This window comes from Bradyrhizobium sp. 190, from assembly GCF_023073415.1.
Classification (GTDB): domain Bacteria; phylum Pseudomonadota; class Alphaproteobacteria; order Rhizobiales; family Xanthobacteraceae; genus Bradyrhizobium.
This window is the reverse complement of record NZ_JADPJL010000005.1, coordinates 269,065-291,446: the sequence shown is the minus strand read 5'-3', so window position 1 is coordinate 291,446 and position 22,382 is coordinate 269,065. Positions and strand designations below refer to the sequence as shown.

The following is a 22,382-nucleotide window of genomic DNA, read 5'->3' as shown; positions in this document are numbered from 1 at the left end:
GCGCGATGGCGAGGGCCTCGCGCTCACTCCCACTCGATCGTCCCCGGCGGCTTGCTCGTCACGTCATACACCACCCTATTCACACCCTTCACCTCATTGATGATCCGCGTCGCGGTCTCACCAAGGAATTTCATGTCGAAGGAATAGAAATCGGCTGTCATACCGTCGGTCGACGTCACCGCGCGCAAGCCCACCACGTATTCGTAGGTGCGGCCGTCGCCCATCACGCCGACGGTCTTCACCGGCAGCAGCACGGCGAAGGCTTGCCAGATGGTGTCGTAGAGGCCGGCTTTTCGGATCTGGTCGATATAGACGGCGTCGGCCTGGCGCAGGATGTCGAGCTTCTCTTTCGTGATGTCGCCGGGGCAGCGGATGGCGAGGCCGGGGCCCGGGAACGGATGGCGGCCGACGAAGATTTCGGGCAGGCCGAGTTCGCGTCCCAACATGCGGACCTCGTCCTTGAACAATTCGCGCAAGGGCTCGACCAGCTTCATGTTCATGCGCTCAGGGAGACCGCCGACATTGTGGTGCGACTTGATCGTCACCGACGGGCCGCCGGTGAAGGAGACGCTCTCGATCACGTCGGGGTAGAGCGTGCCTTGGGCAAGGAAATCCGCGCCGCCGATTTTCTTGGCTTCCGCGTCGAACACGTCGATGAACAGGCGGCCGATGGTCTTGCGCTTCACTTCGGGGTCGCTGACCCCGGCGAGTTCGCCGAGGAATTGTTTCGATGCATCAACATGCACCAGCGGGATGTTGTAGTGATGCCGGAACAGGTCGACGACGGTCTTGGCTTCGTCGAGCCGCAGCATGCCGTGATCGACGAATACGCAGGTGAGCTGGTGGCCGATCGCTTCATGAATCAGCACCGCAGCGACGGCCGAATCGACGCCGCCGGAGAGGCCGCAGATCACCCTGCCCTTGCCTACCTGGGCGCGGATCTTTTCAATCGCTTCTTCGCGGAAGGCGCGCATGGTCCAGTCGCCGGTGAGGCCTGCGACCTTGCGGACGAAATTGCGGATCAGCTTGGCGCCGTCGGGCGTGTGCACCACTTCGGGGTGGAACATCAGGCCGTAATATTTACGCTTCTCGTCCTGGATCACCGCGAACGGCGCGTTCGGCGAAACGCCGGCAACGCTGAAGCCCGGCGGCATCTTGGTGATGCGGTCGCCATGGCTCATCCAGACCGGATGCTTCTCGCCCTTGGCCCAGGTTTGATCGAACAGCGAGCTTGAAGCCTTGACCTCGACATCGGCGCGGCCGAATTCGCGGTGATGCCCGCCCTCGACCTCGCCGCCGAGCTGGGCGGCCATGGTCATCTGGCCGTAGCAGATGCCGAGCACGGGAACGCCGGAATCGAAGATTTTCTGCGGCGCGCGCGGCGAGCCTTTTTCGTGCACCGATTCCGGGCCGCCGGAGAGGATCACCGCTTTCGGCTTCATTTCGTCGAAGGCGGCCTCCGCCTTCTGGAACGGGACGATTTCGGAATAGACGCCCTCCTCGCGCACCCGGCGCGCGATCAGTTGCGTCACCTGACTGCCGAAGTCGACAATCAGAATCTTGTCATGCGCCGAGGCCACGGAGGGCGCCGACGACTCGCGGGCATTTTGTGCTGCTGTCATGGCAAGCAGATACGCGACGGGGGCCGGCCTCGCAACCGCGAGAAAGGGCTGGCCCACATTCTTCTGCGAGGGATGGACAAATCCATATAGGTCAATATTATTGACCTAATTTGCTTCCACGGTCTGCCTGACAACAAATCGGGAGAAAACGGAGGAAACCATGCAAAGCCAGCTCTACGCGGCGGCCGACCTCGCCGCGCTCGGCCGGGAGTGGATCGCCGCCTGGAACTCGCACGACCTCGAACGCATCCTCGCGCTCTATACTGAGGATGCCGAGATGATCTCCGACCGCATTCGGGCGCTCGGCCTGGAGGCCAGCGGCACGCTGCGCGGCAAGGACAAGCTCCGCATGTACTGGGGTAAGGCGTTTCAGCTTTTGCCCAATTTGCATTTCGATTTGATCGACACCTATGTGAGCCCGGACAGCGTGGTCGTGTTCTACCAGAACGAACGCGGCGCGCAGATCTGCGAATATCTGCGGCTCGATGCCGGGGGCAAAATCAGGCAGGGCTCGGCGAACCATCTGGCGCATTAGAGGCGCGGAATCGTAGGGTGGGCAAAGCGCAGCGTGCCCACCATTTCACAGATGAAAGCTGTCGATGGATGGTGGGCACGCTTCGCTTTGCCCACCCTACGCATCTCACCAAGGACTCTCCCGCATGAAAATTCCGGCACTGCCCTTCACCGTCACCGACTGGAGCGGCGTCACCGCGACGAAACATCCCGGAGAAACCGGCGAAGCGCTGTGGCGCACGCTCAACATCGGTGATCTGCGCGTGCGGATGGTCGAGTATTCGCCGGGTTATCTCGCCGATCACTGGTGCGACCGCGGCCACGTGCTCTACGTGCTGGAAGGCGAGCTCGATACCGAATTGCGCGACGGGCGCACGTTCAAGCTCAAGCCGGGTATGAGCTATCAGGTGTCGGATTTCGGCGACGCCGCGCACCGGTCATCGACGAAGACGGGTGTGAAGTTGTTCATTGTGGATTGAGATTTTGTAGGGTGGGCAAAGCGCAGCGTGCCCACCCTTCAAGACATCGGTCGGGGATAGGTGGTGGGCACGCTTCGCTTTGCCCACCCTACGCGATCACACCTTCTTCAGCACCGATACGAAGAATCCGTCCGTGCCTGTCCGGCGCGGCGTCATCAGCCAGCCTTCGGCAGACTTCAGCGCGGCCTTCTCAAAATCCTCCGCCTTGTCCCAGAGCACGCTTGCAGTCTCGTTCGGTGGCTGAATCGAAAATCCTTCATGGCGCGAAACGAAACTGCGAATCTGCTCGCCGTTTTCGCTTGGCAGCACCGAGCATGTGACATAGGCGATGCGACCACCGGGCTTGACCAGGGCGCTCGCACGATCAAGCGCTTCGGCCTGATCCTTCAACCGGACTTCCAGCGCGCCGGGGCGCATGCGCCACTTGGCGTCGGGGTTGCGGCGCCAGGTGCCGGTGCCGGTGCAGGGCGCGTCGATCAGCACGAGATCGGCTGACGCCTTGATGTCGGCCAATGGATCAGTGTCGCCTTTCGGCGCGCGCACGTCGGCGTTGTGAACGCCGGCGCGGGAGAGCCGCTCGTAGATCGGCGCGAGCTGGCGCTTGTCGCGGTCGGTCGCAATCAGCCGGCCCTTGCCTTGCATCATCGCCGCGAGCGCCAGCGTCTTGCCGCCGGCGCCGGCGCAGAGATCGATCACCTGCTCGCCGGGCTTGGCGGCCGAGAACTGCGCGGCCAGTTGCGAGCCCTCGTCCTGCACTTCGACGGCGCCCTTGATGAAATCCTCTTCGGCGTGAATGCCCGGGTTGCGCGCATCGGCGCCGAGCTCGATGCGGAGGCCAATCGGCGACCACGGTGTTTCCTGCGCGCCGAGATGCCTGAGCGAGGCGAGAACCTTCTCGCGCTTGGCCTTCAGCGTATTGACGCGCAGATCGAGCGGCGCGCGGCTTGCCATCGCGGTCGCCTCTGCCACGCGGCCGTCGCCGAACACCGCGGCCAGCGGCGCGTCCAGCCATTCCGGATAATCGCCGGCGATGTGCGGCGGCGCGCCGTCGAGCGTGCGCGAAGTCAGCGCTGATCGTTCGGCCTCGCTCAGCGGCTCCGGCGCGAAACGTCCGCCGTCGCACAGCGCCGATATCGCTTCCGTGCTCATGCCGCGCTCGAGCCGCATCATGCCGAGCACGCGCGCGCGCGGCGTGTCCGCGTCCATCAGCCAGGCGCTCGACGCGCGACGCCGCAGCACATCCCAGATCAGGCCCGAAATCGCGGCGCGATCGCCCGAGCCGGCATAACGGTGCGCGGTGCCCCACTCCTTCAGCGCCTTCGCCGCGGGAACACGTTGCGCGTCGATCGTCTCAATCAGTTCGATGGCGGCAGACAGCCGGGCAGCAGGGGTCATCAAAAACTTTCTAGATCAGAAGCAGCAGCTTCAGTGCGAAGTAGATCCACATCGCGAACAACACCAGCACGCCGGCAAACCACGCCAGGCTGCGCTGCTGAATGTTGTTCGACGTGACGAAAATGCCGGCATGGGCAAATCGCGTCACCACGAACACCCAGGACATCAGCACGATGAAGAGATCAGCCCGGCGCAGCGGCAGCGCCAGCGCGATCAGGAAGTAGAACAGGAGGGGTACTTCGAACTGATTGCTGAAGCAATTGCCGATCTGGGCGACACGGGCCGGATATTTCGGCTGTCCCGCCGCAATGTCCTTCAGGCTGGTTTCCCGGGCCTTCACCGCCTTTGTGCGGGCCGTCACCATCCATAGCATCAGGAAGAAAGTGAGCCCGACCAGAACGAAGACCGGCAGCAAAACCATTTGAACCGACATGAGAATCTCCCCCGAAACCTGCACCACTCCTTAAAGCAATAACGAGACACCCTTCGCCTGACAAATCGACTTGCCGGGCTCGCTTGAACCACAGGGAGAGCCTTGGCGACCAACTATCGAGAATTCCGATGGTTCTGGTCTCGAACCGGCCCTGAAGCCACCCCGCGAGCAGGCGATGAACATCACCTCCCCGATCCTGACCGGCGCCGGCCGCACCGCCGAACTGCCCGGCGATTCCGTGAGTTCCTTTCTCCGGACGCTTGGGTTCAGCGACAGCCCCGATGGCGGCCTCGGCATCGTCATGTCGGCATTGGCCGGCATCGCCGCGGCGCTGGCGGTCGCGATCGTGCTCTCCGTCTACTTCCGCAGCAGCTACCGCAGCCGCCACGATCTGTTCAAGCATGGGCTGGCCGCCGCCGCGGTGCTGGTCCTGGTCGCCTTCGCGATCTCGGACATGCGGCAGGCGGCGCTGGCCTATCTCGGCCTCAATCCGGCAAAGCCCGGTGGAATTTGAAATCCGCCTGCCGAAGGCTGTGCTGACGACCGCCGCCGACACCCAGGTCGAACTCTTGACCGACCGGAACCAAAAACTGGCAAAGGTTCTGGAGGCGCTGGAGTCCGCCCCCGACGGCCGCAGCCTGTTGCGGGGGACGGTGACGCTCGATTACCGCACCACCGAGCGCATAATCGTGCTGAACCTGCCCGGTCGGACGCAAAGCACGTTCCGGCTACGGCTGCCCGCCAGCCCGTCGCGCTCCGGCCAGTTCGGGCCGTGGCATCTGGCCGACGGCATCGTCCCCATCAACGGCGGCACCGTGACGTCAGAGCTTCATGACGCCTTCGCGATCCGCTATCGCGTGCTCTGAGGCGTGCGCGCGGGCGCTCGCGCAATACTGCTCTGATACTGGCCGCTCGCTTTCAGCCGCTTCTCAGACGATGTTGAAGTCTCCCGTGTGCAGGTTGGCGAGCGCGACGTTTTTCAGAAGTATGGTGTTGCCGGCATCAATGGTGATCAGCGTATCGCTTCCCGCGGCCGTGGCCGCCGCGAGCACTGCTGCCGCATCGGCGAAGACGCCGTCGCGAAATTCGAGCACGTCGCTGCCGACCGTGAAATCCGTCACGGCGTCCTGGCCGAGGTTGGACTGGAAAACGAACGTATCGCTCCCCGCACTACCCGACATCGTGTCGTTGCCTGCTCCAGCGGCAATGGTGTCGTTCCATGCGCTACCGGAGATCGTGTCGTTTCCGCTGGTGCCGCGAGTCCACGCATTGGCGTTGATTGTCGTGAGGTTCCAGGTATCGCCATTGGCAAACTGGAATTTCTCAATGCCCCAATTGGCGCTTTGGGAGTAGAATTGATAATCGATCTTGATGGTTTCACCGGTCGGGTTGATTCCAACGAAGAGGTGATTACCGACTCGGCTAAGCGTCACATCACTCGCGTTCACGTTGCCGAATTTTAGAGTGTCTATGTCGACAGCGGATCCTGACTCATCGTCAATTTCATCATTGCCATCGCCCGAACTATACAAGTATGTGTCAGCGTTAGCATTACCTCTTAGATAATCGTTTCCGTTCCCACCGACGAACGTGTCATTCCACGACGATCCGGTGATTGAATCATTTCCTGTCGTTCCCCGGTAGAACGCATTGGCGTTGATCGTTTGGAGATCCCAAATATCGCCGTTGGCGAACTGAAATTTTTCGATGCCCCAATTGGCACTTTGGGAATAAAATTGATAATCGATCTTGATGGTTTCACCGGTCGGGTTGATTCCAACGAAGAGGTGATCGCCGACACGGCTAAGCGTCACATCACTCGCGTTCACGTTTCCGAACTTGAGAGTGTCAACATCGGTGACGGAAGCGGACTCATCATCAATCTCATCGTTGCCGTGGCCCGATACGTAAAGATAGGTGTCCGATCCGCCATTGCCGCGAAGGTAATCATTCCCTTGATTACCCAGCAAGGTATCACTTTCGGAGGACGCAGCGATCGAATCATTGCCGACTGTCCCTCGGAACCAGGCAGCGCTGGCAATTTGGCTGCGGTCCAACGTAGAGCCGTCGGCGAACATCACCTGTTCGACACCTCCTCCATTGTAGAACTGGTTGTTGACCTGGACCCGCTCGCCTGTCGCGGTGATCGTGATGTAAAGGTGGCTACCCGATCGACTGAACTCGACGCCTGACGCATCCAGCCCAATCAGTTTGATAACGTCCGTTCCGGCATCCGCACCATTTTCGACAACGACGTCGTTGCCGGAGCCTATGCCGTAGATATAGGTGTCGCTGCCAACATAACCGGTCAGAGTGTCGTTGCCGCCCTTACCATCGAAACTGTCATCCAGGGAGCTGCCGGTGATGTTCTCGTTGCTCGCCGTCCCGCGGTACCATGCGGCGGATGCGATCTGGGCGCGGTCCCAGATGGAGCCGTCGGCGAAACTCACCTGCTCGACGCCATAGGTCCCATTGAACTGGTTCTGGACCTTGATCCGTTCGCCCGTGGCGAGGATCTGGATGAAGACATCGTTGTCCCATCGCCGGAACTCGACGTCCGACGCATTGAGGCCAACCAGTTTGACGACGTCCGTCCCCGTATGTGTGTTGCTTTCGACAACATCATCATTGCCGTAACCGGCAGCGTACAGGTATGTGTCGCCGCCGTTACCACCCTGCAGGGTATCGTTGCCGCCGAGGCCATTTACAAGGTCCGCTTCCGACGTTCCGTTCAGCGTCTCTCCGGCATTTGTACCCAGAGCGATGCTCACTGCAGTGGCCGCGATCGCGGCCTTGTTCAAAACGGTGCCATCGGCGAATTGAATTTGTTCAATCCCCCAAAACTCCGTCGGAGACGTGAACTGCGACTTGACTGTGATTGTGTCGCCCGAATTCAGGACATTGACGACGAGATCGTTGCCCTGGCGCACCAGCGTCACATCGTTCGCATTCAAATCGACGAACCGCAGAGCGTCCACCTGCGCCGGTGCGTTGACACCATCGTCGATCGTGTCGCTGCCATCGCCGAGGGCATAGAGAAGCGTGTCGCTGCCGGCGCCGCCCTTTATCAGGTCGTTTCCCGCTCCAGGCCGAACAACGTCATCTCCCACAGTGCCCACGACGGTATCGGCGCCTGATGTCCCTGACGTCCCCGCGTTGGCGGAAATTTGCGCCCTGCTCCAGACCGTCGCATCGGCGAATGCGATTTCCTCGACGCCGGCAGATGTCAGGCCGAACTGGCCGAGGACTGTAGTCGTATGCCCGGTGGCGGTGATCTTGATGAGCAGATCGGTGCCGCTTCGTGAAAACTGGACGTCGCCGCGGTTCAGGCCGACGAGTTCGATACGGTCCGTTCCGCCCGTGCTGCCTTCGACGATGACATCGTTACCCGCGCTCGCGCTGATACGATAGACATCGGAGCCGCCGTAGCCGGTCAGCGTTTCATTTCCCGTTCCTGCTACGAAAGTGTCGGCGCCTTCGTTGCCGGTCAGCGCTGCGTTATCCGTGCTGCCAATGATCAAATGGGGATCGAGGTGGCTCAGAATATCCGATCGGCTCCACGTCGTGTTGTCGGCAAATCTGATTTCCTCGAGACCGGCGCCGGGTAGATTGGACAACTGATCCTGGAGGACGATGGTTTCGCCATTTGCGAGCCGAAGCACCACATCGGAATTGCCAAGGGACGAACGGCCAACGATGACGCTCGAAGGATCGATGCCGGCCCCAAGGACCAGCCGATCGGTGTCGGAAGCCCCGCCGGTATCGACGATGCGGTCGCTTCCGTCGCCTGCGTTGTATCGATACTCGTCGGCCCCACCGGCTCCCACGAGGCGATCGATGCCGGCGCCGCCGACGAGTACGTCGGCTCCGGCATCACCGGTCAGGACGTCGTTGCCGGCCGTGCCCGTCAGCGTTTCCGTCTGATCGACAATGTGGATGGTCATCGCGGAGGTAACCGACAACCCATCGTCATCGGTCACCTGCACGCTGATCTGGTGCTGCGAGCCGGCCCCGAAATCAACGTTGGCGCCGGCCTTCACCCGAATTTCGTTGCCGACAATTTCGAAGAGATCGCCGCTTCCGATCAGGCTGAAAGTGTGCGTTCCGGCATCGCCGGCATCGACCGCGGCCAATGTGGCGACGACTGTGCCGGCCGCCGCGCCTTCCGCCACCGATCCGCCGGCCACCGAAATTGCCGTCGGCGCCTGGTTGTCGAGCCGGCGGAACTCAAAATTATCCACAACCACTGCGGACAATTCTGAATTATGCAATGTAAGATTGAAACCATCGCCGAGCGAAATAACGACATCGGAGCCGACCTGGCTGGCGTTGGCCAGCACCGAGGCAAAATCGCCGAACATAGCCCGATCGAATCTGATGACATCGTGATCCGCGCCGTTTCCGGCGACGAAATCGGTGATCGTGTCCGAGCCTGAGCCCGGACCGAAAACGAACAAGTCGGCTTCAGTTCCTCCGGTCAGCACATCGTCGCCGGCGCCGCCAATCAGCATGTCGGTTCCGAGGCCTCCGTTCAAAACGTCTGAACCATCGCCGCCGTCGAGCAGGTCAGCCCCCATTCCACCGGTCAGGGTGTCGTTGCCTGTACCGCCGAGGACGGTGTCGTTGCCGGAACGGCCATCGAGAACGTCCGCACCGCCACCTCCGGTCAGAATATTGCTTCCGGCGTCGCCGGAAATCTGGTCGGCATACGCCGTGCCGGTGACGTTTTCGACCCGCGCGACATCGGCGACGTTCCGCCATGTTCCGGCGGTCAGATCGGCTTGATCCGTTGTTCTGACTTCCGCCCCATTCGTTACCAGATCGACCCACGCGGCGGCGCCGAAGCCGGACAAGTCCAGCGTATCGGTACCGACACTGCCATCTACGGTGACGGAATCGCCTGGCGCGTTGACACTGATCAGGAGCGTATCGTCGCCCCGGCCCCCATAGAGCAGGTCGTTTCCGCCGAGCCCGTCGATGCGGTCGTCACCGGCTTCGCCGTACATGTTTTGGGAGACAGAAGACCCGACAAGAATGTCGTTGCCTCCCGTGCCCGCGATAAATGGCGCGGAACTCATTGCGACGCTGAGAATCGACTCACGATCCCACTGATCGCCGTTGGCAAACTCGATGTATTCCAGACCCGTGCCGGGGCCGTCCGCAGGTTCGGTGAATTGCCCCGAGACGGTGATCGTTTCGTTCGTCGAGATGATCTTGATAATGAGGTTCCCGCCCGAGCGGCTGAGCTGGACATCGGAGCGGTCGAGATCCCTAAGCTTCAGGATATCAACGTCCGTCGGTCTGAACCGGTTCGCGGGTTCCCCGTCGATGACGTCGTTGCCATCGCCCCTCGAATACACAAACGTATCACTGCCATTTCCAGAATGAATCAAATCGTCGCCCCGCCCGGCTTCAACGGTATCGTCCCAGTGATCAAGGCTGATGACGTCACGCCCATCCGTGCCGCGAAACCATGCATTCTGCAGGATCTGCTGACGTCCCCATTGGTCGCCGTTGGCGAAGCAGATTTTTTCCAGGCCCTTATCTGGAGCGGAGAACGGCGAATCGAATTGCGACAGAACAGTCACGACCTCGCCGGTCGCGATGATTTTAATCAGCAGGTCGTCGCCTGAACGACTGAGCTCGACATCGGCAGCGTTCAAATCGGTCAGTTTCAGCGTATCGATCGCTGTCGGCCCGTATAAATTCGTTGCGCCGTCCGAGATGACGTCGTTGCCGTCGCCACTGGCGTAAATAAAAACATTGCTGCCCTTGCCCGCCTGGATGACGTCGTTGCCCTTTCCGGCATGGAACGTATCGTCTTTCTGGCCGGTCGAATTATTTTCGAGGACGTCGCGACCGTCGGAGCCTCGAATCCATGCCGCTTCGAAAATCTGCTTCCGGTCCCATTGGCCATCCGAAAAGCGGATGAATTCCAGGCCGTTGCCGGCGGCGTAGTCGTTCGGATATCGACCCGTGAAGTGGGAAACGACGGTGATGATGTCCCCGGTCGATTTGATCAGGACGAGAAGGTCGTGTCCCGAGCGCGTGAGTTGCACATCGGAGATTTCGATATCCGTGAGAACCAGAACGTCGGTCTCGTCTGCCGAGTCGTTATTGCCGGATTCATAGATGGTATCGCTGCCGTCGCCTTTCGAATAGATGTAGGTGTCGCTGCCCGACGTGCCGGAATCGTTGCCGATAAGAACGTCGTCGCCAGCACCGCCGACAAAGGTATCGTCGCCTACGGAGCCAAAGATGTAATCCTTGCCAGCCCCGCCGGAGAGATAGTCGTTGCCGGTCTTGCCGAAGATCTGATCCATGCCGCCGCCGCCATAGATCGCATCGTTGCCGTCGCCGCCATCGATGACGTCATTGTCGCCGAAGACTTCGTCATTGACGCCGTCGCCGTAGAGGATGTCGTCACCGCCGCGGCCGTTGACGACATCCTTGCCGTCGCCTGCGGCCATGATGTCGTTGGCGTCAGAGCCGTTCACCGTGTTGTTGCCGAAGCTGACGAATGGCTGCGGATTCATGCTATCGGGTCCGCCGAGGGCGCCACCGAACCCACCCCAGGCACGGGCATTCCAGATGTCGTTGAACCCGCCCGCAGGTGCATTATTGCCAACGATGTTGCCCGCGTGCCCGAACTCGTCGATGAAATACGCCCATTGGACCGAACCCGCGACGGTAAGGCTGTAAACCTGCGGCTTCCACCCCAGGAATTGGGCGCCGGAATTATAGATAATGTGCTGCCGGTCAATGGTGGTGCCGTCGGCGAACTTGATGACATCGATGCCGATGTGATTATCGCCGGCGCCGGTCAAGAGATCGGTCACGCCTGAATAGAAATTCGAAACGGTAATCTGCTCGCCGGTTGAATTGATGGTGAGGACCAGCGTGTTGCCCTGATAGGAATAGGAAACCTCGCCCGCCAATACGTCCTTCAGCCAAAGCGTATCGACATCGGCGTTGTTGGAATCGCTGATCGTCGATGAGGAATCCGAGATCTGGTCGTTGCCGTCGCCCTTCTTCCAGACGAAGGTGTCGCTGCCGTAGCCCCCCTCCAGGACATCGTCGCCCTTTCCTCCCTCGATGGTGTCGTTCAGCTCGGCGGCACCGATATTGTCGGCGCGATCGGTTCCGCGATACCAGGCGTTCTGCTGGATCTGCTGCCGGCTCCACACCTCGCCATTCGCGAACTTGATCTCGTCGATGTTGCGCGCCGTCGTGTTCCAGTCACCGGTATTCACCGGGAAGAAATTGGTGAAATCAACATACTCGCCGGTCGACTTCACCGTCAGGATCAGATGACCGCCAACCCGCGACAATTGAATGTCGCTCGCGTTGAGATCGGTGAGCACGAGCGTGTCTTGCTCGGTGAGCAAACCCGATGAATCGTTGACGATATCGTAGCCGTCGCCCTTGCCGTAAAGGATCTTGTCGTTGCCGGCGCTGATCTGGATGTAATCGTCGCCCTGACTGCCATGGACGACGTCATCGGAGGCAGAATCGTAAATGGCGTTGTTGTGGCCATCGCCACGAAAAACGCTGGCGTCCTTGATCTGGCTGCGGCTCCACTCCGTGCCGTCGGCAAACCGCAGCACCTCGATGCCGTTACCCGCGAAGAAGCCCGTGACCGCGATCGTCTTGCCGGTCTCGGTGACCCTGATGAGCAGATCGTTACCGATCCGATCGAGCGTCACATTGGCCGCATTCAGGTCGGTGAGGACGAGCTTGTCGCTGTCGGCGGGGGCTTCCCCTTGGTCCTTGATCCAGAGATTGCCGTCATGCTTGGCATAGACGTAGATGTCGCTGCCTGCGCCACCGCTGACGACGTCGCCACCGCCCCCGCCGATGAACACGTCATTAGCGGCGGTGCCGTTGAGGCCTTCGGCGTGGTTTGACCCAAGAAGGGCCGTGCCGTCGATAATGTGGGTTGCTATCTCATGGATAACTGGATCGGTGATGGGAGCGAGATGGGGCAGAACGGCGGCTGAGTAAGCTGCGCGGTCGCCATCAAATGCAATGAACACTACAGGTTCCAGACCGGCTAATGCTTTTGAAAGAAAGTCTGCGGCGGCGCCGTCGGTCAGTGGCGCCTGGAGTACAATGATATCAACAACGGCGCCAATATTGGCAGGAGTTTCGGGTGCATGTTCGGGATCATGACTGAGATCTAGAAGACCATAGGCAAAGTAAGGATTGCTCTGGGCAAGCTCTGCATTGTCAGCCCGCGCAGCTACGCTGGCGCCAACTTGCATAAGAAACAGCATTTCCAACAGACCTGATATCTGGCGGAACGAATTCTCTACGCTTCCTCCAAAAGCTGCCGTGCTTGGGTAAGTACGCAACTCTTCATTACGTTGAATCTCTCGATAGGTCTCCCCGAAGAACCTTTCTACGAAAGCAAGGTGCCTCGCATCTACATAGGGGCCTCGACTAGCAGCATCGACCGCGTCGACATCCGCCCATTGAAGCAATAACGCCCGAAACTCTGCACGCAGATCAGCTACACTCTTATTCGCCGCGTTATCCGTAAGCGCCGTCCATGCGTCCCGAAAGCTGGAGTCATTGGTCGCCTTGTACGCAATACTATCGATTAAGCCCGACCCTGGGAGCTGCGGTAATTTCTTAACAGCGTCTGTCGGCGTAAATTCAGGCGTGTGATCCGCCACCGATCGCCGGCCGTCTGTCTGGAAGTAGATGGTTTGCGCCGCACCCGTACTGCCGTCGGCCCGAGTGAACAAGGCCTCATAACCAACACCGTTGCCTTGATTTGTTCCGTTCACAGCGTCTCGATTGAGCGAAATCGATGCTACACCCGCATCGTTAAGCGTGCTCAGCTCCCCAGCGTCAGAAATTCCGTTCTGATTCAGATCCCGCCAGATCTTCAGCTTGCCAAAATCAACATCTTGAGCGTCGATCTTGCCGTCGCCGTTCGTGTCCAGCTTTTCAAGTACGGCGAACCCATCCTGCGTTGATGAGCCAAAGAGCTCGAGACCATTATCAATCGCACCATTCTCATTATCATCGATCGCCAGAATGCCATCGTCACCGGAGACCCAACCGGTCTGTTCGGCGAAGCCGTCCCCCGCGTAATCAAAATGAACTGTCGAAGAGATAAGGGCAGATAATTCAACACCGTCACCATCGAGATCGAGAACCAATGGATCCTTGTTGATATTCAAGAGTGGGCTAAGGAAGTTCGAAATGTCGTCGTAACTGGCGAGTGGATACTTTTCATCTATGCGCACTCCGGTAAAGTATGGCGTAGTCGGATCGTTCCCCACTGGAAAAGCGACAGTAAATGTAAACTGGAAAAATGCACCGTTTTGGTCGAAACCAAACCCCGTAAAGACTCCGGTCCTTCCGCCATATGTGTCGTAGTTACCAAAACTCCTTCCGAGACCAAGCGCCGCACTCCACTCTCCTGTTGTGGGATTGTAAGCGCCGCGGCCAGAATAGATGCCATACGACAACTCTCCCGCAGCGCCAACATCACTTCGAACACGCACTCCTATGTTGAGTGACCCCAACGGGATGTTAACACCACTTTGAAGCACGGCAGTCAGGCCATCTGGGAGTGCGGACATTCAAGACTCCTGAGGAGGGTTCAAATTTCACTATCGACTGATGAGGACGAGAACGAAGCCGAGCAAAGTCATGGCGATACTCAACGGATACAATTGTTGAAGTTTGATCCTAGGCGGAATGGGCGCGTTGTTGTTGTCGAGTTCATAACCAAATCTGACTTCCGAAAACTCAAACCCGAAGTTATGTCGATACTTTCCTGAGAGATGGGCCAGCAGATCATTTATCAAAAAGCAAAACTCAACCAGAATGAACGCAGGAAACATGTAAAGCACTAGCTCTGAGTTCATTTTTCGAATTATCTCGCCAAGCTCCATCTGGAGGATGGCACAGAAGACGAGCATCAGAAGCGATACGGTTGCAGCCATCGCGCAAGCAAGAAGCACTCCTAGCTTGAGGAGACTCTTCATGTCGGATTCTTCTCTACCCTGCCGCGCGTGTCAGCGCTCATGACTCATCGCTTCTTAAAATTTTGATGGACCGCAAGACATCAGTATTTGCGCAGAACTGAACCTCAAGGCTCTCACAATGAGCGCTCGAATGCTCAGGGCACGGAAGGGGATCGTCAAGAAGCAGAATGACGTCATAGTTAGAAGCCAGTGAACAATTTAGGATTCGGCGTCGGATAGATTCGACGCTCGCCTTGGCTTGATAGCGCTCTCGCTCGATGCGCCAATCCGGTTCTGATGGAAGGGGAAAAACTTGGCCGTCGATGGGGCGATTCGCCAGGATAGCGGAGCTCGAGAAGCGCAAATTCCCAATCATTAGGAACTCCAAGTGCCGTAAGAGGCTGCCCGCACGCAGACTCAACGACTACCTGTATTCGTAAGTCACACTTCCTGACGTTGCAAACAAAATCTTCATGACCAATCGAATTTGAAATAGTTTTTGTGAATTCCTCATTTGGTGCGCGATCGCACTCCGCACGCTCGATCAATCCAGAAGCCACGCCCAAAAGCCACCTTGTCGTTTCGTCCGTGCACGCGCCTTCTCACCGCAAGATTAAAGAGAGGCGAGACATAAGAAGAAAACTGCGCTCTACTGTATCCTCGACGACGGTGGCCAGAAGAGCAACCGCGGAAGGAGAGAAACTTGCGATTTCGTGATCAGGACATCGTCTTCGCCAATGGCGCCAGGGGACAGAATTTCGAAATTCCCACGGTTACCCCCCTCAACTACTTTCACGTCATCAGCCGTTCCGCCGAACTGCCTGGATTAACGATCGACGGCAAGCTGTTCCTGCCGCCGGCGGATCATCGCAAGGCCGGCGGAAAATTTCCGCTGGTCATGGTGGTGCCGGGCAGCCTCGGCGTCGCGCCGTCGCACCTTGCGCATGCCGAGACGGTGGTCGGCGACGGCTTTGCGGCTTTTGTGCTCGACAGTTTTGGCGCGCGCGATGTGACGTCCACGGTCGCCAACCAGACCCAGTTCTCTTTTGCCGCCAGCGCCTATGACGTACTGGCGGCCTGGCAGGTACTGTCTGTTCATCCCGAGATCGACGCCTCACGCATCGGCGCGCAAGGCCACAGCCGCGGCGGCTCGGCGGTGCTGACAGCGGCCACGCGCCGCTTTGCCGATGCGGTGGTCGGCGCCGGCGCAGGCTTTCGCAGCGTGCTCGCCGCCTATCCCTGGAGCGGCCACCAGTTCCTCGATCCATCCGTCGATGAAACCGAAATCCGCGTCATCATGGGCGATGCGGATGAATGGTGCTCGCCGATGCAGGTGCAGGGCCATTGCCAGGCCATCCGCCTCTCCGGCGGCAAGGCGACGATGCGGCTGATCGGCGGCGCGCAGCACAGTTTCGACCGCGGCACTGATATCGAGAATGTTCCCGACGCATCCGTCTCCCCTGCTGCACCGACGGCCTATATCGGCAATGACGGCGCCTTCATCCATCCGCTCACGGGCGTCGCCGACGGCAAGCTCGTCGATCGCGACCTGATGATTTATGCGCTCAAGGCCGGCTACGGCCGCAAGGGCGCGAAGATCGGAAGCCGCGACGGTGACGGCGAATTGTTCAAGGCTGATATGCTGGCGTTCTGGCGAAGGACGCTGGGCTGACGCGCCGATGTGTTCCCGTCATCGTACCGACTTCAGGTCCGGCTATGATCGGATCTGAAAGGAAGGCTGCATGTCCGAATTTCGCCTGACGCAAATTTCCGATACCCACCTCGCGCGCCGCCTGCAGAAACTGACCGACAATTTTCATCGCGTCAGCGAACATATCGACGCGACGCGGCCCGATCTGGTGATCAACAGCGGCGATATCTCCTTCGACGGGCCCACCAGCCGCAGCGATCTCGAATTTGCGAAAGAAATGCATGACGCACTGCCGGTGCCGTGCAGGCTTTTGCCCGGCAATCACGACATCGGCGACAACCCGACGGCGATCGGCCCCGTACCAAAGCAGCCGGCGACCGAGGAAGAGCGGCGGAAATATCTGTCCATGATTGGCGAGGATCGTTGGCGTTTCGACGCGGCCGGCTGGTGTTTTATCGGCCTGAACTCGCTGATCATGAACACCGGGATCGAGAGTGAGGCCGAGCAGTTCGGCTGGCTCGCGTCAGAACTCGGACGCATCAACGGCAGGCCGGTCGCGCTGTTCCTGCACAAGCCGCTTTATCTAAACACGCCTGATGATCCCGAGACGGAAGGAACGGCGATCCGCTACGTTCCGCAACCCCGGCGCAGGGGCCTGATCGAGATGTTTTCGGCGGTCGATCTGCGGCTGGTCGCCTCCGGCCACGTCCATCAGCGCCGCGACTTCACCTATGGCCACACCCGCCATGTCTGGGCGCCTTCCGCAGGCTTCATCATTCCCGATCGGATGCAGGAAGTGATCGGCGCCAAGGAAGTCGGGCTGGTGGAGTATCGTTTCCAGCCCGACAGTTTTGAAGTCCGGCACGTCAGGGCGCCGGGACAGACCGATGTTGATCTGGATTCGCTGATTGGCAGGAAATCCCAGAGCGGGTGACTTTTTCAAATTGTCACCCGCTCCATCGCTTTGATTTGAGCATGACCTTCCCGAAAGAGTTTCGGATCATGCTTCACGCGTCAGAGCGCATCACCACTGGCGCTCAACGAGACCATAGGAGGAGGAACCATCGCTCCACGGCGCGGTCGCAAAGGCGCCGACGCGTGGGGCTGGGTGAAACCGGTTACCGTAATAGTAGCCCGGTCCGGGCGTTGCCCTGACACCGTAGCCTCCCGTGACGTAAGCGGAGTTCGGGTAGTTAAAGCCCATCACGCCGGGTTCCTGAATGACCTGTTGAGCCATCACAGGAGTAGCCAGCATCGTGGCGGCAACCAGGCTGAGCGATAGTTTCTTGCAGTTCATCATTTGGCTTCTCCATTGGATGTCAAAACCAAACGATGCTTTCGGAGGGACGTTCCCCTATCAGTCTCAAGTGACCGTGAGGTTCACCTTACGTGTTCCCCACGATCCGGCGGCCAGCCTCAAACCTTGTCCGGCCCGACGCGGACGAGCTGCTTGCCGAAGTTGGCGCCCTTCAGCAGACCCATGAACGCGGCCGGCGCGCTGTCGAGACCTTCGGTGACGAACTCCTTGTGCTTGACCTTGCCCTCGCGCACCCACTGTGACATGTCGCGCAGGAAGTCGCCGTGACGCGCGGCGAAGTCGCTGACGATGAAGCCGCGGATGGTCAGACGCTTGGTCAAGACACTCCGCATCATCGCCGACGCCCATTTCGGCGCCACGGCCTGCGTATCGTTGTAGTGCGCGATCAGGCCGCAGACGGGAATTCGCGCAAAGGCATTGAGCAGCGGGAACACCGCTTCGAACACCGCGCCGCCGACATTCTCGAAATAGACGTCGATGCCCTTCGGACAGGCGTCCTTCAGTTTCGCCGCCAGATCCGGATCGCGATGATCGAGGCAATCGTCGAAGCCGAGCTCGTTCTTGACATAGGCGCACTTGTCCTTGCCGCCGGCGATGCCGACCGCGCGTGCGCCCTTGATGCGTGCGATCTGGCCGACTGCAGAGCCGACCGCGCCGGAGGCCGCCGCGACGACGACGGTCTCGCCGGCCTGCGGCTTGCCGATGTCGAGCAGGCCCGTATAGGCCGTCATCCCGGGCATGCCGAGCACGCCGACCGCGGTCGAGATCGGCGCGATCTTTGGATCGATCTTTGCCAGCCCCTTGCCGTCGGAGATCGCGTGCGTCTGCCAGCCGGCGCGCGACAGCACGATGTCGCCCTTGGCAAAGGCGGGATTGTTCGAGGCAATAACCTCGCTGACCGTGCCGCCCTCCATCACGCCATCGATCGGCACCGGCTGCGCGTAAGACGGACCGTCGCTCATACGGCCGCGCATATAGGGATCGAGCGACAGCCAGATGGTGCGCAGGAGGATCTCGCCGGCGCCCGGTGTCGGCACCGGGCAATCTTCAAGACGGAAGTCGGAAGGTTTCGGTTCGCCGACGGGGCGCGAGGCGAGGACGATGCGTTTGCCTTGGGACATGATGGTTCCTCCGAATGTTATTGTTCTTCGTCATTGCGAGCGTAGCGAAGCAATCCACAGCTCCGCAAGCTGTGAAATGGATTGCTTCGCGGAGCCTGTCATCGGGCGCGCATTCGCGCGACCCGTTGGCTCGCAATGACGGCTTGAATTCCGCCAGCCGGACTACAAGCCTCACACGCCGCCCGGATAATTCGGGCTTTCCCGCGTAATGGTCACGTCGTGGACGTGGCTTTCTCGCAGGCCTGCGCCGGTGATACGGACGAACTGCGCCTTCTCGTGGAATTCGGCGAGGTTGCGCGCGCCGACATAGCCCATCGCGGCGCGCAGGCCGCCGGCGAGCTGGTGCATGACGTTGCCGACCGGGCCTTTATAAGGCACCTGGCCCTCGATGCCCTCGGGTACCAGCTTGAGCGTGTCCTTGATGTCCTGCTGGAAGTAGCGGTCGGCGGAGCCGCGCGCCATCGCGCCGACCGAGCCCATGCCGCGATAGGCCTTGTAGGAACGGCCCTGCCACAAAAACACTTCGCCCGGCGTCTCGTCGGTGCCGGCGAGCAGCGAACCGACCATGGCAATGTCGGCGCCGGCGGCGAGCGCTTTCGCCAGATCGCCGGAATATTTGATGCCGCCATCGGCGATAACGGGTACGTCGGCCTTCTTCGCCGCTTCCACCGCATCCATGATCGCGGTGAGCTGCGGCACGCCGACGCCGGCGACGATGCGCGTGGTGCAGATCGAGCCCGGGCCGATGCCGACCTTGATCGAATCCGCGCCCGCATCAATCAGCGCCTGCGCGCCCTCTTTCGTGGCGATGTTGCCGGCGATCACCTGCACGGCGTTCGAAAGCCGCTTGATGCGGTTGACCGCCTCCAGCACGCGGGAGGAATGGCCGTGCGCGGTATCAACCACGATCAGATCGACGCCGGCATCGATCAGCCGCTCGGTGCGCTCGTAGCCGCCCTCGCCGACGGTGGTTGCCGCGGCCACCCGCAGGCGGCCATGCGCGTCCTTGCAGGCCAAGGGATGCGCGACCGCCTTTTCCATGTCCTTGACGGTGATGAGGCCGACGCAGCGATACTGGTCGTCGACGACAAGCAGCTTTTCGATGCGGTGCTTGTGCAGCATCCGCTTCGCCTCGTCCTGGCTGACGCCCTCGCGCACGGTGACGAGATTTTCGTGCGTCATCAGCTCCGACACTTTTTGCTTCGGGTCGGTCGCAAAGCGGACGTCGCGGTTGGTGAGAATGCCGATCAGCTTGCCGGGCGAATTCTTGCTGGCGCCGGTGACGACGGGAATGCCGGAAAAACCGTGATCCTTCATCAGCGCCAGCGCGTCCGACAGCATCGCATCCGGGCCGATGGTCAGCGGATTGACCACCATTCCGGATTCATACTTCTTGACCTGCCGGACCTGGGCGGCCTGCCCTTCGGGATCGAAATTGCGGTGGATGACGCCGACGCCGCCGGCTTGCGCCATCGCGATCGCCATGCGCGCTTCGGTTACCGTGTCCATCGCGGACGCGATGATCGGGATGTTGAGCGGGATCGCACGGGTGACGTGGGAGCGGATATCGGCCTCAGAGGGCAGGATATCCGAGAGACCGGGTTTCAGAAGCACATCGTCGAACGTGAAGGCTTCACGGATACCCTGAAGTCCCTGCGCCATTGCCAACTCCTTTCGGCGGCTCACCGCCGCGATCAGTTCTTATGGATGAACGCCGTCTCCGGCGATGCTATCGGCATCGCCGTCGAATCGAAGCCCATCGGTGGGGTTGACGGTGGTCGATAGCATGGCAGCACGCCGAATCAAAGGGTTTGCCAGCTATGCACAGGCTTTTCGGGAAAAGCCGCAATCCCAAGGGGTTAGCGACCGGCCTTAAGGCCGATATCCCGGCGGCGGGCCGTGCTGGCGGATCGCCTCCACCACCTCGCGGTGCCGGCGGTCCTCCCGCTTCATGTGGACCGCGATCAGCGCATGCGCTGACGGCACCAGCAGCAGGACATGGAAAATCAGCCCGAAAACCAGGCAAAACACGATCAGGACCAGGTTGAAGATCGCCGAAAACGGCTGCCCATTCAGGAGCAGCCCGAGCGGCGGCAACAAGGCAGCAAGCACGTAGATCATGCGGACCTCCAGCGGCTGGCGGTGCATACCAGCGTCACGCAGGATTTAGGTGGTATGCGCGGTTCTGCAATGGCTTGCCTGACGCCCGAATGATACAGGCCCCTTGCCTGCCGCCCCTTGCCTGCCTCTCCTTTTCCGGTCTGCCGATTCCGATGACCAAAGAACGCCTGATCCCGCTGATCGTCGCCACCGCCCTGTTCATGGAGAACATGGACTCGACGGTGATCGCGACCTCGCTGCCGGCGATCGCGGCCGACATCGGCACTAGCCCGCTGACGCTGAAGCTGGCCATCACCTCCTACCTGCTCTCGCTCGCCGTGTTCATTCCGGCCAGCGGCTGGACTGCCGATCGCTTCGGCGCGCGGATGGTGTTCTCGATCGCCATCGGTGTGTTCATGATCGGGTCGATCGGGTGTGCGCTGTCGCAGAACGTGACCCATTTCGTCATCGCCCGTATCCTGCAGGGCATGGGCGGCGCCATGATGACGCCGGTCGGACGGCTGGTGCTGTTGCGCTCGATCGACAAGAGCGCGCTGGTCAATGCGATGACATGGGTGACGGTGCCGGCGCTGATCGGGCCGGTGATCGGGCCGCCGCTCGGCGGCTTCATCACCACCTATTTCTCCTGGCACTGGATCTTCCTGATCAACATCCCAATCGGGCTGCTCGGCATCTTCATGGCGATGAAGTACATCGACCCGATCAAGAGCGAGGATCCCGAGCGCTTCGACCTCTACGGGCTGGTGCTGGCCGGGATCGGACTGGCCGGCATCGCCTTCGGCCTCTCGGTCGCCGGCCTCGGCCTGTTGCCCTGGCCGATCGTTGCCGGCCTCGTCGCGATCGGCACCATCTCGATGACGCTCTACGTGATGCACGCCAAGCGAACCGGCTCGCCGGTGCTGGATTTCTCGCTGCTGCGGCTTTCCACCATGCGCGCCAGCATCATCGGCGGCTTCCTGTTCCGGCTCGGCATCGGCGCACTTCCGTTCCTGCTGCCGCTGTTGATGCAGGAAGGGTTTGGGCTGTCGCCATTCCAATCGGGACTGGTGACCTTTGCCTCGGCCGTCGGCGCCATGGGTATGAAGACGCTGGCCGCGCGCATCATCCGCGCCTTCGGCTTCCGCTACATGATGACGGTCAATGCGGTCATCAGCGCGATCTTCCTCGCCGCCTGCGCCCTGTTCACGGTGACGACGCCGTTGATGCTGATCTTCATCATTCTCGTGGTCGGCGGCTTCTTCCGTTCGCTGCAATTCACTGCGATCAACACGGTCGCCTATGCCGAGGTCGAACCGGCGCAGATGAGCCGAGCCACCACGCTGGTGAGCGTCAATCAGCAGCTGGCGATTTCCGCGGGCGTCGCGGTCGGTGCGTTCTCGGTGGAATCGACCATGCTCTATCATCACGTCACCGAACTGAACGCCGACGTATTCCCGCCGGCATTCATCGTGGTCGCGATCATCTCGGCCGTGTCGGCTTATTTCTTCTGGCAGATGCCCGATGACGCCGGCCACGAAATCTCAGGCCGCAAGGCGGTCGAGATTTCCAGCCGCAAGGGCGCGGAAAAAGCAGCAACCAAGGCCGCCAGCGAAGGCACCGAGGACGCGCGGGATCAGCGGCTGGGCTGACCGCCCGCCCGGTGGGATGTATCGGTCACCTTTCATTTTCGGTACTCGTTTTCGCCGGGAAGTTTCGGTAGAATCCTCTGATAGCGCTCCGCCCGATTTTCTTCACCGGTATTTTGGT

At 60.4% G+C, this 22,382-nt stretch carries 16 protein-coding genes; 7 read left to right on the top strand and 9 right to left on the bottom strand.

Annotated features, from left to right (window positions below; genetic code table 11):
• Window positions 1–23 precede the first annotated feature (23 nt).
• Window positions 24–1,622, bottom strand: a complete 1,599-nt coding sequence (gene guaA, locus IVB22_RS02540) for a glutamine-hydrolyzing GMP synthase (RefSeq protein WP_247515734.1) — start codon at window positions 1,620–1,622, stop codon at window positions 24–26.
• Window positions 1,623–1,782: 160 nt separating this feature from the next.
• On the opposite strand from guaA, the gene IVB22_RS02535 reads away from it, so the two are divergent.
• Window positions 1,783–2,157, top strand: coding sequence for a nuclear transport factor 2 family protein (locus tag IVB22_RS02535; protein ID WP_247515733.1), 375 nt, complete (start codon window positions 1,783–1,785; stop codon window positions 2,155–2,157).
• A gap of 124 nt (window positions 2,158–2,281) precedes the next feature.
• A complete protein-coding gene (locus IVB22_RS02530) occupies window positions 2,282–2,614 on the top strand; it encodes a DHCW motif cupin fold protein (protein ID WP_247515732.1) in 333 nt (110 codons plus the stop codon).
• Between the two features lie 96 nt (window positions 2,615–2,710).
• On the opposite strand, the gene IVB22_RS02525 is transcribed toward IVB22_RS02530, so the two are convergent.
• On the bottom strand, window positions 2,711–4,009 hold the full coding sequence (locus tag IVB22_RS02525) for an RsmB/NOP family class I SAM-dependent RNA methyltransferase (RefSeq protein ID WP_247515731.1): 1,299 nt from the start codon (window positions 4,007–4,009) through the stop codon (window positions 2,711–2,713).
• A gap of 10 nt (window positions 4,010–4,019) precedes the next feature.
• Entirely contained in the window at window positions 4,020–4,442 is a 423-nt protein-coding gene (locus IVB22_RS02520) for an MAPEG family protein (RefSeq protein WP_214487251.1), read from the bottom strand.
• Between the two features lie 175 nt (window positions 4,443–4,617).
• On the opposite strand from IVB22_RS02520, the gene IVB22_RS02515 reads away from it, so the two are divergent.
• Together IVB22_RS02515 and IVB22_RS02510 are read left to right on the top strand one after the other, a co-directional pair.
• A complete protein-coding gene (locus tag IVB22_RS02515; protein WP_247515730.1) occupies window positions 4,618–4,956 on the top strand; it encodes a hypothetical protein in 339 nt (112 codons plus the stop codon).
• Window positions 4,946–5,308 (top strand): hypothetical protein, encoded by a 363-nt coding sequence (locus IVB22_RS02510; RefSeq protein WP_247515729.1) that lies wholly within the window; start codon window positions 4,946–4,948, stop codon window positions 5,306–5,308. The genes IVB22_RS02515 and IVB22_RS02510 overlap by 11 nt, the downstream gene beginning before the upstream one ends.
• A gap of 63 nt (window positions 5,309–5,371) precedes the next feature.
• Here IVB22_RS02510 and IVB22_RS02505 read toward each other — a convergent pair whose 3' ends face one another.
• Window positions 5,372–14,038, bottom strand: a complete 8,667-nt coding sequence (locus tag IVB22_RS02505; protein WP_247515728.1) for a calcium-binding protein — start codon at window positions 14,036–14,038, stop codon at window positions 5,372–5,374.
• A gap of 30 nt (window positions 14,039–14,068) precedes the next feature.
• The gene (locus IVB22_RS02500) at window positions 14,069–14,446 is read right to left on the bottom strand and encodes a hypothetical protein (protein ID WP_247515727.1); all 378 of its coding nucleotides are present in this window, start codon (window positions 14,444–14,446) and stop codon (window positions 14,069–14,071) included.
• 682 nt (window positions 14,447–15,128) lie between these two features.
• On the opposite strand from IVB22_RS02500, the gene IVB22_RS02495 reads away from it, so the two are divergent.
• Both IVB22_RS02495 and IVB22_RS02490 read left to right on the top strand, forming a co-directional pair.
• Window positions 15,129–16,097 carry a dienelactone hydrolase family protein gene (locus tag IVB22_RS02495; RefSeq protein WP_247515726.1) on the top strand — a complete coding sequence of 323 codons (969 nt, stop codon included), beginning with the start codon at window positions 15,129–15,131 and terminating at the stop codon, window positions 16,095–16,097.
• A gap of 70 nt (window positions 16,098–16,167) precedes the next feature.
• Complete coding sequence (locus IVB22_RS02490; protein ID WP_247515725.1) at window positions 16,168–17,010, top strand: metallophosphoesterase; 843 nt, start codon at window positions 16,168–16,170, stop codon at window positions 17,008–17,010.
• 90 nt (window positions 17,011–17,100) lie between these two features.
• On the opposite strand, the gene IVB22_RS02485 is transcribed toward IVB22_RS02490, so the two are convergent.
• The 4 genes from IVB22_RS02485 to IVB22_RS02470 all read right to left on the bottom strand — a co-directional run bounded on the left by IVB22_RS02485 (window position 17,101) and on the right by IVB22_RS02470 (window position 20,636).
• Window positions 17,101–17,376: a hypothetical protein gene (locus IVB22_RS02485; protein WP_247515724.1), complete on the bottom strand. Its 276-nt coding sequence runs from the start codon at window positions 17,374–17,376 to the stop codon at window positions 17,101–17,103.
• A gap of 116 nt (window positions 17,377–17,492) precedes the next feature.
• Window positions 17,493–18,515, bottom strand: a complete 1,023-nt coding sequence (locus IVB22_RS02480) for an NADP-dependent oxidoreductase (RefSeq protein ID WP_247515723.1) — start codon at window positions 18,513–18,515, stop codon at window positions 17,493–17,495.
• A gap of 171 nt (window positions 18,516–18,686) precedes the next feature.
• Window positions 18,687–20,177, bottom strand: coding sequence for an IMP dehydrogenase (guaB, locus tag IVB22_RS02475; protein WP_214487245.1), 1,491 nt, complete (start codon window positions 20,175–20,177; stop codon window positions 18,687–18,689).
• 210 nt (window positions 20,178–20,387) lie between these two features.
• Window positions 20,388–20,636 (bottom strand): hypothetical protein, encoded by a 249-nt coding sequence (locus IVB22_RS02470; RefSeq protein ID WP_028346604.1) that lies wholly within the window; start codon window positions 20,634–20,636, stop codon window positions 20,388–20,390.
• A 152-nt stretch (window positions 20,637–20,788) separates the two neighbouring features.
• On the opposite strand from IVB22_RS02470, the gene IVB22_RS02465 reads away from it, so the two are divergent.
• On the top strand, window positions 20,789–22,264 hold the full coding sequence (locus IVB22_RS02465) for a DHA2 family efflux MFS transporter permease subunit (protein ID WP_247515722.1): 1,476 nt from the start codon (window positions 20,789–20,791) through the stop codon (window positions 22,262–22,264).
• Window positions 22,265–22,382: the final 118 nt, after the last annotated feature.

Coding starts and splice junctions, on each gene's coding strand:
- guaA (WP_247515734.1), bottom strand. CDS start 1,622: ATGACAGCAGCACAAAATGCCCGCGAGTCGTCGGCGCCCTCCGTGGCC.
- IVB22_RS02535 (WP_247515733.1), top strand. CDS start 1,783: ATGCAAAGCCAGCTCTACGCGGCGGCCGACCTCGCCGCGCTCGGCCGG.
- IVB22_RS02530 (WP_247515732.1), top strand. CDS start 2,282: ATGAAAATTCCGGCACTGCCCTTCACCGTCACCGACTGGAGCGGCGTC.
- IVB22_RS02525 (WP_247515731.1), bottom strand. CDS start 4,009: ATGACCCCTGCTGCCCGGCTGTCTGCCGCCATCGAACTGATTGAGACG.
- IVB22_RS02520 (WP_214487251.1), bottom strand. CDS start 4,442: ATGTCGGTTCAAATGGTTTTGCTGCCGGTCTTCGTTCTGGTCGGGCTC.
- IVB22_RS02515 (WP_247515730.1), top strand. CDS start 4,618: ATGAACATCACCTCCCCGATCCTGACCGGCGCCGGCCGCACCGCCGAA.
- IVB22_RS02505 (WP_247515728.1), bottom strand. CDS start 14,038: ATGTCCGCACTCCCAGATGGCCTGACTGCCGTGCTTCAAAGTGGTGTT.
- IVB22_RS02500 (WP_247515727.1), bottom strand. CDS start 14,446: ATGAAGAGTCTCCTCAAGCTAGGAGTGCTTCTTGCTTGCGCGATGGCT.
- IVB22_RS02490 (WP_247515725.1), top strand. CDS start 16,168: ATGTCCGAATTTCGCCTGACGCAAATTTCCGATACCCACCTCGCGCGC.
- IVB22_RS02485 (WP_247515724.1), bottom strand. CDS start 17,376: ATGATGAACTGCAAGAAACTATCGCTCAGCCTGGTTGCCGCCACGATG.
- IVB22_RS02480 (WP_247515723.1), bottom strand. CDS start 18,515: ATGTCCCAAGGCAAACGCATCGTCCTCGCCTCGCGCCCCGTCGGCGAA.
- guaB (WP_214487245.1), bottom strand. CDS start 20,177: ATGGCGCAGGGACTTCAGGGTATCCGTGAAGCCTTCACGTTCGACGAT.
- IVB22_RS02470 (WP_028346604.1), bottom strand. CDS start 20,636: ATGATCTACGTGCTTGCTGCCTTGTTGCCGCCGCTCGGGCTGCTCCTG.
- IVB22_RS02465 (WP_247515722.1), top strand. CDS start 20,789: ATGACCAAAGAACGCCTGATCCCGCTGATCGTCGCCACCGCCCTGTTC.